The following is a 12638-nucleotide window of genomic DNA, read 5'->3' as shown; positions in this document are numbered from 1 at the left end:
CCGGACGGGCGGCCCGCCGATGACCGTCGCACCCCGGCACCCCTTCGAGGCCGAGGCCGGTCTCGCCGACTACCTGGAACGGCACGCCCGCACCTCCCCCGAGAAGACCGCGATCATTCACCCCGACGGCCGGGAGCCGGACGGCGCGATCCGCTACCGCGAGCTCAGCTACGGCGAACTGCAACGCCGGGTCGAGGAGTTGGCGGCCGGGTTCAGCCGGATCGGGATCACCTCGGGCATGCGGACCATCCTGATGCCCAAGCCCGGACCGGATCTGTACATCCTCGTCTTCGCGCTGCTGCGGATCGGCGCGGTACCGGTGGTGGTGGACCCGGGCATGGGCATCAAGCGCATGCTCAACTGCTACCGCGCGGTGGGCGCGGAGGCCTTCGTCGGACCCTCGGTCGCGCACGCCGTCCGAGTGCTCGGCCGCCGCACCTTCGCGACCGTCCGGATCAAGGTGACGCTGGGCCGGCGCTGGTTCTGGGGCGGCCACACCCTGGACGGGCTGCTCGGCGGCTCCGGCTCGGCGCCGGCCCGGCCGGTGACCGGCGACGACCTGATGATGATCGCCTTCACCACCGGGAGCACCGGGGCCGCCAAGGGCGTCGAGAGCGTCCACCGGATGGCCACCGCGACGGCCCGCCAGATGCACGCCGCGCACGGGCGCGACCGTGACGACATATCCCTGGTCACCGTCCCGATCTGGGGGCTGTTCGACCTCATCTACGGCTCGACCATGGTGCTCGCGCCGATCGCGCCGGCCAAGGTGGCGCAGGCGGACCCGGAGCTGCTGACGGCGGCCCTGACCCGGTTCCGGGTGTCCACCGTGTTCGGCTCCCCGGCGCTGTTCCGCGTCCTCGCCGCCCACCTGGAGCGCGAGCGCGTCCCGCTGCCCGAGCTGCGCGGCGTGGTGTCCGCCGGCGCACCCGTCCCGCCCGACCTGGTCGCCTCGCTGCGCCGGGTGCTGGACGAGCGGACCGGGATCCACGTCGCCTACGGCGCCACCGAGGCGATGCCGATCTCCTCGATCGAGTCCACCGAGATCCTGGGCGAGACGGCGGCCCGGGGCGCGCTGGGCGACGGCACCTGCGTCGGCCGGCCGGTCGACGGGACGCTGGTGCGGCTGGTGCGGGTCGACGACGGCCCGCTGCCGGACTGGGAGGACGACCTGGCGGTCCCCGCGGGGGAGATCGGCGAGATCGTGGTGGCGGGGGACGTGGTCAGCCCGCGCTACCACGCCACCGCGGACGCCAACGCCCAGTACAAGATCCGCGAGCGGCCCGCCGACGGTCCCGAGCGGACCTGGCACCGGACCGGTGACCTGGGCTACCTGGACGACGCCGGGCGCCTCTGGTTCTGCGGGCGCCGGGCCCAGCGGGTGCGCACCGCCGGGGGCGACCTGCACACCGTCCGCTGCGAGGGGGTCTTCAACGCGCACCCGCTGGTCCGGCGCAGCGCGCTGGTCGGCATCGGGGCCCCCGGGGCCCAGCGCCCGGTGGTGTGCGTGGAGACCGAGGACGGCGTCTCCGAGGAGCAGTGGCCGGAGCTGCTGACCGAGCTGCGCCGGCTCGGCGCCGACCGGCCGCTGACGGCCGGGCTGCGCGAGTTCCTGCGGCACCCGGGGTTCCCGGTCGACATCCGGCACAACGCGAAGATCGGGCGCGAGGAGCTGGCCGGCTGGGCCGAGCGGCAGACGGCCGCCCGCACCTGAGCCGAACCGCGCGGGCCGGTCCGGACGGTGCTCCCGTCCGGACCGGCCCGCGCGGGTGCCGGGGGGTCAGCGCGTCAGCGCGTCAGCCAGAAGGCCTCGCGCTGGAAGGCGTAGGTGGGCAGGTCCACCCGCCGCCCGCCCGGCAGGGCGGTCCGCCAGTCGACGTCCTGGCCGCGCACCCACCGCCGGGCGAGCGCCTCCAGTTCGCCGGCCGTCCCGGTCGCCGGGGCCGCGGCGTCCGCCTCCGGCCGGCCGTCGATCACGTTCTCGGCCGGCGCCCCCTCGGCCACCGCCTTGAGCCCGCCGAGGAACCCCTCCCGGTCGGCCGCGAACACCACCGCGCGGTGCTCCAGGCCCGCCCGGCCGGTGGCCAGCGAGAAGGCGACGTCCAGGGCGGACGGCTCGGCCCCGGACTCCAGGAAGGCGGCGAGGCGCGCCGCCTGGGCGGCCAGCCCGGCCGCGGTGCGGCCCGACAGTGCCCAGGGCAGCGGCCCGTGCTGCCGAGCCGGAGCGCCCCCGGCGTCCGGGGCGTCCTCGGCCACGTGTTCCAGCACGACATGGGTGTTGGTGCCGCTCATCCCGAACGAGGACACCCCGGCCCGCCTGGGCCGACCGGTCTCCGGCCAGGACCGCGCCCGCGTCAGCAGCCGGACCGCGCCGGCCTCCCAGTCCACCTGTGGTGACGGCCGGTCCGCGTGCAAGGTCCTGGGCAGCACGCCGTGCCGCATGGCCAGCACCATCTTGATCACTCCGGCCACGCCGGACGCCGACTGGGTGTGGCCGATGTTGGACTTCATGGTGCCCAGCCAGAGCGGCCGTTCGGGCGAGCGGCCGGCGCCGTAGGCGGCCAGCAGCGCGGTGGCCTCGATCGGATCGCCCAGCGCCGTACCGGTACCGTGCGCCTCCACCGCGTCGACCTGATTGGGCGTCAGGTCGGCGTTGGCGAGGGCCTGCTGGATCACCCGCCGCTGCGCGGACCCGTTGGGCGCGGTGAGCCCGTTGCTCGCGCCGTCCTGGTTGACGGCCGAGCCGCGGACCAGGGCCAGCACCGGGTGCCCCTGCCGGCGGGCGTCCGACAGCCGCTCCAGCAGGACGACGGCGACGCCCTCGGCCATCCCCATGCCGTCGGCCTCCGCCGAGAAGGACTTGCAGCGGCCGTCCGCCGACAGCTCGCCCAGCCGGCTCAGCCCGACCAGTTCGGAGGGGTAGGACATCACGGTGACCCCGCCCGCCAGGGCGAGCGAGCAGTCGCCCTGGCGCAGCGCCTGGGCGGCCAGGTGCAGGGCGACCATCGAGGACGAGCACGCCGTGTCGACGGTGACCGCCGGGCCCTCCAGGCCGAGGGTGTAGGAGACCCGGCCGGAGAGGATGCTGATCACGTCGCCGAGACCGAGGTGCGCCGACAGCTCGTCGGTGACCTCGGCCCGGGCGCCGTAGCCCTGGTAGCGGGAGCCGATGTAGACGCCGGTTCGGCTGCCGCGCAGGGCGTGCGGGTCGATGCCGGCCCGCTCGACGGCCTCCCAGGAGGCCTCCAGCAGCAGCCGCTGCTGCGGGTCCATCGCCAGCGCCTCGCTCGGGCCGATGTCGAAGAACCCGGGGTCGAACTCGGCGGCGTCGTGCAGGAATCCGCCCTCCCGCGTGCAGGTGGTGTCGGGGCGTCCGGGCTGCGGGTGGTAGAGGCCCGCGAGGTCCCAGCCGCGCTCGGTGGGCAGCCCGGAGACGGCGTCCGTACCGGCGTCGAGCAGCTGCCAGAGGTCCTCGGGCGTCCGGACGCCGCCCGGCAGCCGGCAGCTCATCGCCACGATCGCGACGGGGTCGTCCCCGGCCGCGGCACCGGCGGGCGCCGGGTGCTCGGCCACCTGGGGCGACTCCCCCAGGATCTCGGTCCGCAGCCGGTCGGCGAGCGCCCGGACCGTCGGGTGGTCGAACACCACGGTGGTCGGCAGCCGCAGGCCGGTCGCGGCGTTCAGCCGGTTGCGCAGGTCGACCGAGGCCAGCGACTCGAAGCCGAGTTCGCGGAAGGGCCGCCCGGTCGCGATCGCCTCGGGCGAGTCGTGGCCGAGCACCGCCGCCACCGTCCCGGCGACCAGTTCCAGCAGCTCCCGGTCGGCCTCCGCCGCCGGGCGGCCCGCCAGGCGGTCGCGCCACCGGGCGAGCGCGTCCGCCGCGTGCCCGGGCTCCGGCTGCTCGCTCCGGCGGCCCCGGCGGGCCTCGGGGATGGCGTCCAGGAGCGGCCGCGACCGGGCGGAGGCGAAGGTCGGCACGAAGCGGTCCCAGGCCACGTCGACCAGGGCGACGAAGGTCTCGTCGCGGTCCAGCACCTGCTGGAGGGCGGCGACGGCCGGTTCGGGGTCCATCAGCGGCAGCCCCTGCCGGAACAGCCGGCGCTCGGCCTCCTTCGACGGGCCCTCGGGGCCCCAGCGGTCCGGGGTGTTCCAGAGCCCCCAGGCGACCGAGGTCGCCCGCAGCCCGCGGGCCCGGCGCTGCTGCGCGAGGGCGTCCAGGTAGGCGTTGGCCACCGCGTAGGCGCCGTGGTCGCCGCTGCCCCAGACCCCTGCGACGGACGAGAAGAGCACGAAGGCGTCCAGGTCGTCCCGGTCGAAGATCTCGTCGAGGTGGCGGGCGCCATCCGCCTTGGCCGCGACCACCTCGGCGAACTCCGCCGGGGTGGTGGCGTCCAGCGAACTCAGCCGGATGAAGGCGGCCGCGTGCACGACGGCCCGCACCGGCGTGCCGTCCGCCGCCAGCCGGGCCACCAGCGCGGCGAGCGCGGACCGGTCCGCGACGTCGCACGCGGTGACCGTCAACCTGGTACCGGTGGCCGCGAGTTCGGCCCGCAGCGCGTCGGTGGCCGGACCGCCGGCGGCGGAGCGGCTGGTGAGCACCAGGTGCTCGGCCCCGCTGCGGGCCAGCCAGCGGGCGAGATAGGGGCCGACCGCCCCGGTGGCGCCGGTGAGCAGGACGGTGCCGCGCGGCCGCCAGCCGGCCGGTTCGGCCGCCGTCCCCGGCTCGGCCCCGGCCCCCGCTGCGACCTCCGCCCCGGGGGCCGGGGCCGACGCGCGGACCAGCCGGCGCGCGTACAGGCCGCCGGCCCGGACGGCCACCTGGTCCTCGTCGGCGATACCCGCGAGCACGCCGCACAGCCGGGCGCGCGCCCGGTCGTCCGGCTGCCCGGGCAGGTCGACCAGGCCGCCCCAGCGGTCGGGGTGCTCCAGGGCGACCGTCCGGCCCAGGCCCCAGAGGGCGGCCTGGCCGGGGCTGTCGAGCGGGTCGGCGGCGCCGACCGTGACCGCGCCGCGCGTCGCGCACCAGAGCGGGGCCGCGACACCGGCGTCACCGAGCGCCTGCACCAGGGTCAGCGTGAGCACCAGGCCCACCGACAGCGCGGGGTGCTCGGGGTGCGGCTGCCCGGCCGGCGCCAGCAGCGACAGCACGCCCGCCAAGGGCTCCGGCCCGCCCGCGAGTTCGCGCAACCGGTCGGCCAGCCCGGCGCGGTCCGCGGCCGGGTCGAGCGCGATCCGCAGCACCCGGGCGCCGTGCTCGGCGAGGGCGCGTTCGGCCTCGGCGGCCCACGGGTCACCGGTGTCACCGGCCGGGGCCACCACCAGCCAGGTGCCGGACAGGGCCGGCCCGGACGGCTCGCGCAGCGGCTGCCAGTCGATGACGTACCGCCAGCCGTCCACCACGGACAGCGTCCGCTGCCGCTGCCGCCAGGCGGCGAGCAGCGGCAGGGCGGGCGCCAGGGCGTCGACGGCCGCCCCGCCGTCCGGTCCGGCGCCGAGCGCGCGGGCCAGGGCCTCGATGTCGCCCTGCTCGACGGCCGCCCAGAACGGCTGGTCCGCGAGCGGCCGGCCGCCCGGCTCCGGCTCCTCCTCCGGCTCGGCGTCGAGCCAGTAGCGGCGGCGCTGGAAGGCGTAGGTGGGCAGTTCGACCGGGCGGCCGCCGGCGGTGGCGGCGCTCCAGTCGACCGGCACTCCGGCGGCCCAGAGCCCGGCCACCGAGGCCAGCAAGCGCTCCGGCCCGCCCTCGTCACGGCGCAGCGTGCCCGTCACCGTCGCCGTGGCCTCCGCGCTCTCGACGGTGTCCTGGATGCTCGCCGCCAGCACCGGGTGGGGGCTGACCTCGACGAAGACCCGGTGGTCGTCGTCGAGCAGCGCCCGGGTGGCGGCCTCGAACTCCACCGGCCGGCGCAGATTGGCGTACCAGTAGGCGGCGTCCAGCTCCCGCCCCTCCATCAGCCGCCCGGTGACCGAGGAGTAGAACGGGATCGCGGCCGGGCCCGGCACGACCGGCGCCAGTACCCCGGCCAGCTCGTCCCGGACCAGATCGATCTGCGGCCCGTGCGAGGCGACGCCCGCCTGGACCCGGCGGACCCGGACGCCGTCCGCCTCGCAGTCCTTCACGAAGGCGCCCAGCGCGTCGAGGTCCCCCGACACCACCACGGTGCCCGGCCCGTTCACGGCCGCCACCGAGAGCCGGCCCTCCCAGGCCCGCAGGCGCTCGCGCACCTGCTCCACCGGCAGGAACACCGGGGCCAGCCCACCGCGTCCGGCCAGTCGGGCCAGGGCCCGGCTGCGCAGCGCGGCCAGCCGGGCGGCGTCCGGGAGCGTCAGCACGCCGGCCACGCAGGCCGCCGCCACCTCGCCCTGGGAGTGCCCCACCACGGCCGAGGGTTCCACCCCGTAGGAGCGCCAGACCGCCGCCAGCGACACCAGGACGGAGAACAGCACGGGCTGGACGACGTCGATCCGGTCCAGCGACGGCGCGCCGGGCGCGCCCCGCAGGACGTCCAGGAGGTCCCAGTCGACGAAGGGCTTCAGCGCCTCGGCGCACTCCGCCATGCGGGCCCGGAAGACCTCCGACTCCGCCAGCAGCTCGACACCCATCCCGAGCCACTGCGAGCCCTGGCCCGGGAAGACGAAGACGGTGCCGTCGTGCTCGGTGACGGCGGACCGGACCACCGCGGCGGCGGGCCGGCCCTCGGCCAGCGCGTCCAGGCCGTGCAGCAGCGCCGCCCGGTCCGCGCCCAGGACCGCAGCCCGCTCCGGCAGCGCCGCCCGGGTGACCGCCAGCGCGTGGCCGACGTCCCGCACGCCCAGCTCCGGCCGCTCCCGCAGATGCGCCGCCAACCGGCCGGCCTGGGCCCGCAGGGCGCCCTCGTCACCACCCGACAGCAGCCACGGCACTACACCGTCCCCGCTCGCCTCCGCCGACTCCGCCGGCTCCGGCGGTGCCTGCTCCAGCACCACATGCGCGTTGGTCCCGCTGATCCCGAACGAGGACACCGCCGAACGCCTCGGCCGCCCCGTCTCCGGCCACGGCCGCGCCCGCGTCAACAGCTCCACCGCACCCGACGACCAGTCCACCTGCCCGGTCCGCTCGTCCGCGTGCAGGGTCTTCGGCAGCACCCCGTGCCGCATCGCGAGGACGGCCTTGATGACCCCGGTGACACCGGCGGCGAACTGGGTGTGGCCGAGGTTCGACTTCACCGAGCCCAGCCAGGCCGGGTGCTCCTGCGGCCGGCCCTGGCCGTAGGTGGCCAGCAGCTCGACGGCCTCGATCGGGTCGCCCAGCGCGGTGCCGGTGCCGTGCGCCTCCAGCAGGTCGACCTGGTCCGGCGTCAGCCGCGCCTCGGCGAGGGCCTGCCGGATCACCCGGCGCTGCGCGGCGCCGTTCGGCGCGGTCAGGCCGTTCGACCTGCCGTCCTGGTTGATCGCGCTGCCCCGGAGCACCGCGAGCACCGGGTGGCCGAGGCGGCGGGCGTCGGAGAGCCGCTCCACCAGCAGCAGGCCGACCCCCTCGGCCATGCTCATGCCGTCGGCGCCGGCGCCGAACGCCTTGGAGCGGCCGTCACGGGCCAGGGCCCGCTGGCGGGCCAGCTCCAGGATGCCGTCCAGGGTGGACATCACCGTCACCCCGCCGGCCAGGGCGAGGTCGCACTCGCCCTGGCGCAGCGAGCGGGCCGCGAGGTGCAGCGCGACCAGCGAGGACGAGCAGGCCGTGTCCACCGTGACGGCCGGCCCCTCCAGCCCGAGCGTGTAGGAGACCCGACCGGAGGCGACGCTGCCCGAGCGGCCGTTGCCCAGGTAGCCCTCCAGCCCGTCCGGCACCCGGCCCAGCCGGGTGCCGTAGTCGTGGTAGCCGAGGCCCGCGAAGACGCCGGTCCGGCTGCCGCGCAGGGAGTGCGGGTCGATGCCCGCCGCCTCGACGGCCTCCCAGGACGTCTCCAGCAGCAGCCGCTGCTGGGGGTCCATCCCGAGCGCCTCGCGCGGCGAGATGCCGAAGAACTCCGCGTCGAACTCCGCGACGTCCGTCAGGAAGCCGCCCTGCCGGACGTAGAACGTGCCGGGCACGTCCGGGTCGGGGTCGTACCGGCCGTCGATGTCCCAGCCGCGGTCCCGGGGCAGGTCGGCGATCACGTCCGCGCCGTCGGTCAGCAGCGTCCAGAGGTCCTGCGGGGTGCGCACCCCGCCCGGGAGGCGGCAGGCCATGCCCACGATCGCGATCGGTTCGGGCGCGGGGTCGGCGAGCTCGGCGTTCTGCCGGCGCAGCAGCTCGTTCTCCTTCAGCGAGAGCCGCAGGGCTTCGACGAGGCGGTCCTGGGTCTCAGCCATCTTTCCTCCACTGGCGGTTCCGGGTCGGTCGGCATGCGGGGCCCGGGCGGGCGGACCGGCCGGGCGGTCGGGGCGCGGCGTCATGTCGCGCTGCCGAACGCGCGGGCGATCAGGTCTTCGGCGTCCATGCCGTCGAGCCGGTCGAGCTCGTCCTCCGCGACGGGCGCCGGGTCGGACGTCGGGTCGGACGTCGGGTCGGGTGCCGAGACAGGGGACGGCTCGGGGGACGGCCCGGGGGCCGCTGCGGGGGCCGGGGCCTCCTCGGCGAGGCCCAACAGCACGTCGAGCAGGCCCAGTTCCCGCAGCCGGTCGAGCGGCAGCGCGGCGAGGGTCCGGCGGATCCCGTCCTCGTCGGCGCCGGTACCGGGCACCGCGGCGGCCCCGGCCCCGGGCGCCTCCCCGTCGGGGAAGAGCTCCCGCCGCAGCCGCTCGGCGAGTTCGCGCGCGCTCGGGCTCTCGAAGACCACGGTGGCGGGCAGCCGCAGCCCGGTCGCCGTGTTCAGCCGGTTGCGCAGCTCGACGGCGGTCAGCGAGTCGAAGCCGAGGTCCTTGAAGGGGCGGTCCGCCCCCACCAGGTCCGGCCCGTCGTGGCCGAGCACGGTGGCGGCGTGGCCCCGGACCGCCCGCAGCAGGACGCGGGTGCGTTCGGCCGCGGGCAGCCTGGTCAGTCGCAGGACGAGCGAACCGTCCTCCGGCCGGCCGGTGCCGGCCGTCCGGCGCGCCGGGGCGACCAGCTCGCGCAGCAGCGGGGGGACGTCCCCGCCGCGCTCGCGCAGGCCGGCCAGGTCGAGCGGCGCGGCCACCAGCGTCGACCGGTCCAGCCGGACCGCGGCGTCGAACAGGGCGAGGCCCTGCTCCGGGGTCATCCCGAGGGCGCCGCTCCTGGCCAGCCGCCCGTGGTCGCTCGCGCCGAGGTGTCCGGTCATCCCGCTGCGGGGCTCCCAGAGCCCCCAGGCGAGCGAGAGCGCCGGCCGGCCGGCCTCCCGCCGCCGGGCGGCGAGCGCGTCCAGGAAGGCGTTGGCCGCCGCGTAGTTGGCCTGCCCGGGGCTGCCGAAGACACCGGCGGCCGAGGAGTAGAGGACGAAGGCGGCGAGGTCCTCACCGGCGGTGAGCTCGTGCAGCGCGAGCGCCGCGTCGGCCTTGGGCCGCAGCACCGCGTCCAGCTGCTCGGCGGTCAGGGACTCCACCACGCCGTCGTCGAGCACGCCCGCGGTGTGCACGACGCCGCTCAGTGGCGGTCGGACCCCGGCGAGCAGCTCCCGCAGCGCGTCGCGGTCGGCGGTGTCGCAGGCCGCGATGGTCACCTCGGCGCCCAGTTCGCGCAGCGAGGCCTCCAGTTCACCGGCACCCTCGGCCGCCGGGCCACCACGGCCCACCAGCAGCAGATGCCGCACCCCGTACGCCGTCACCAGGTGCCGGGCCAGCAGCGACCCCAGCGTGCCGGTACCACCGGTGACCAGCACCGTGCCCTCGGGGCCCAGCTGCCGGGGGACGGTCAGCACGACCTTGCCGACCAGCTTGGCCTGGCTCAGCTGCCGGAAGGCCTCGGGTGCCCGCCGGACGTCCCAGCAGGTCGTCGGCAGCGGCGACAGCACGCCCTGCTCGAAGAGGTCCACCAGTTCGGCCAGCATCTGCTGGATCCGGTCCGGTCCGGCGGCCGCCACCAGGTCGAACGCCCGGTAGGTCACGCCCGGGTGCGCGGCAGCCACCTCACCGGCGGCGCGGACGTCGGTCTTGCCCAGCTCGACGAACCTCCCGCCGCGGGGCAGCAGGCGCAGCGAGGCATCGACGAACTCCCCCGCGAGGCAGTCCAGGACGACGTCCATCCCGCGCCCGCCGCTGGCCGCCAGGAACGCCTGCTCGAAGCCGGTGGTCCGCGAGTCGGCGATGCGGTCGTCGTCGAGGCCGAGCGAGCGCAGCGCCGGCCACTTGCCCCGGCCGGCCGTGCCGTAGACCTCGGCGCCCCGGTGCCGGGCCAGTTGCACGGCGGCCGTTCCGACGCCGCCGGCGGCGGCGTGGATCAGCACCGACTCGCCGGGGCGCAGGCCGGCCAGCTCGTACAGGGCGTAGTAGGCCGTCAGGAAGGCGACCGGCATGGCCGCCGCCTCGGCGAACGACCAGCCCTCGGGAATCCGGGCCACCAGCCGGGCATCGGCCACCGCGACCGGTCCGAAGGACTTGGGCAGCATGCCGAGGACGCGGTCCCCGGGGGCGAAGCCGGTCACCCCCGGGCCGGTCTCCAGCACCACCCCGGCGCCCTCGCCGCCGAGGTACGCCCCCGGGTCCGGGTACATCCCCAGCGCGACCAGGGTGTCGCGGAAGTTCAGTCCGGCCGCGCGGACCGCGATCCGCAGCTCACCGGCGGCCAGCGGCGCGAGCGCCTCGGGGTGCGGGGCGAACGCCAGGCCCTCCAGGGTTCCCGACGCGTCGGCGGTCAGGTGCCAGGCGGGCGGGTCGGGCCGCTCAGACGGGTCGGGCAGCTCAGTCGGGTCGGGCAGTGCCAGTTCACCCCGGGCCGCCACCGCCCGGGCCAGCCGGGGGGCGTGCAGTACGCCGTCGCGGACCGCGAGTTGGGGCTCGCCGGTGGCGACGGCGGCGTCCAGCAGCCCGGGGGCGGCGGGATCGTCGTCGAGGTCGACGAGGACGAACCGGCCGGGGTGCTCGGCCTGGGCGGAGCGGAGCAGCCCCAGTACGGCGGCGCCCACCGGGTCCGGCGCGCCGTCCGTCGCCCGGGCGGCCACCGCACCGCGGGTCACCACGGCCAGCGGGCCGGCGTCGGCCGGGGTTTCGGCCAGCCTGGCCCGGACCTCCGTCAGTGCGTGCCGGACGGCGTCCCGGACGGCCCGGGCCGGGTCGGCGTCGCCCGCCGCGGTGACCAGGATCCGCGCCGTCCGCGCGACCGGTCCGGCCGGGAGCGGCAGCGGCTGCCAGGCCACGTCGAAGAGCGCGTCGGGGGCCACCGCCTCGCGCTGCGCGAGCGCGCCGCCCGGGATCTCCCGGACCAGCAGCGAGGCCGCCGAGGCCACCGGACGGCCGTCCTCGTCGGCGACCAGCAGCGACACGCTGTCCTCACCGGTCGGCACGAGCCGGACCCGCAGCGCCGTGGCGCCCGAGGCGTGCAGGCGGAACCCGCTCCACGAGAAGGGGAGCCGGGCGGCGCCGCCGACGCCCTGGAGCGCCCAGGCGTGCAGGGCGCTGTCCAGCAGGGCGGGGTGCAGTCCGTAGCGCCCGGCCCCGGCGCGCTCGGACTCCGGGAGGCCGACCTCGGCGAAGAGCTCCGGACCGCGCCGCCAGAGGGTCCGCAGGCCGCGGAACGCCGGTCCGTAGCGGTACCCGGCCTCGTCGAGGCTCTCGTAGAAGCCTGCGGTGTCCACCGCGACCGCACCGGCGGGGGGCCAGACGGCCAGGTCGGCCGGCTCCTCCACGGGGTCGGCCGGGGCGAGGGTCCCGGAGGCGTGCCTGGTCCACGGCCGCCCCTCGCCCGGGCGGGCGTGGACGGTCACCGTGCGCCGTCCGGTGTCGTCGGCGTCCCCGACCGCGACCTGGATGCCGACCGCCGCCCGCTCGGGCAGCGCCAGCGGCGCCTCGATGACCAGTTCCTCGACGACCGGGCAGCCGGCCTCGTCACCGGCCCGGACGGCCAGCTCGACGAAGGCCGTCCCCGGCAGCAGCACCGTCTCCCGCACGGCGTGGTCGGCGAGCCACGGGTGGCCGCGCCGCGACAGCCGGCCGGTGAGCAGCAGGCCGTCACCGCCCGCCGGGGCGACCACGGCGCCGAGCAGCGGATGGCCGGCGTCCCCCAGCCCGAGGCCGACGGCCGAGCCGCCCTGCTCGTCCGCCGCGGTCCGCACCCAGTAACGGCGGCGCTGGAAGGCGTAGGTGGGCAGTTCGACCGGGCGGCCGCCGGCGGTGGCGGCGCTCCAGTCGACCGGGACACCGGCGGCCCAGAGCCCGGCCACCGAGGCCAGCAAGCGCTCCGGCCCGCCCTCGTCGCGGCGCAGCGTGCCCGTCACCGTCGCCGTGGCCTCCGCGCTCTCGACGGTGTCCTGGATGCTGGTGGTCAGCACCGGATGGGGGCTGACCTCGACGAAGACCCGGTGGCCGTCGTCGAGCAGCGCCCGGGTGGCGGCCTCGAACTCCACCGGCTGCCGCAGATTGGCGTACCAGTAGGCGGCGTCGAGCTCCCGCCCCTCCATCGTCTTCCCGGTGGTCGAGGAGTAGAACGGCACCTCGGCCGGTCCCGGCTCGACCGGCGCGAGCACCGCCAGCAGTTCCTCGCGCAACCGCTCCACCTGCGAGGTGTGCGAGGC

3 protein-coding genes are annotated in these 12638 nt (G+C 77.1%); 1 reads left to right on the top strand and 2 read right to left on the bottom strand.

Going from position 1 to position 12638, the window contains the following annotated elements:
• Positions 1 to 19: 19 nt before the first annotated feature.
• Complete coding sequence (locus ABZ497_RS22060) at positions 20 to 1714, top strand: fatty acid CoA ligase family protein (protein ID WP_359807702.1); 1695 nt, start codon at positions 20 to 22, stop codon at positions 1712 to 1714.
• A 74-nt stretch (positions 1715 to 1788) separates the two neighbouring features.
• Here the strand turns inward: ABZ497_RS22060 and ABZ497_RS22055 are convergent, their stop codons facing one another.
• Both ABZ497_RS22055 and ABZ497_RS22050 read right to left on the bottom strand, forming a co-directional pair.
• Positions 1789 to 8328, bottom strand: a complete 6540-nt coding sequence (locus tag ABZ497_RS22055) for a type I polyketide synthase (protein ID WP_359807699.1) — start codon at positions 8326 to 8328, stop codon at positions 1789 to 1791.
• 80 nt (positions 8329 to 8408) lie between these two features.
• On the bottom strand, positions 8409 to 12638 hold a 4230-nt coding region (locus ABZ497_RS22050), incomplete at its 5' end, for an SDR family NAD(P)-dependent oxidoreductase (RefSeq protein ID WP_359807696.1).

This window comes from Kitasatospora sp. NPDC005751 (assembly GCF_040630835.1).
Taxonomy (GTDB): domain Bacteria; phylum Actinomycetota; class Actinomycetes; order Streptomycetales; family Streptomycetaceae; genus Kitasatospora.
The sequence above is the reverse complement of the archived record's forward strand: the minus strand, read 5'-3'. Positions and strand labels throughout refer to the sequence as shown.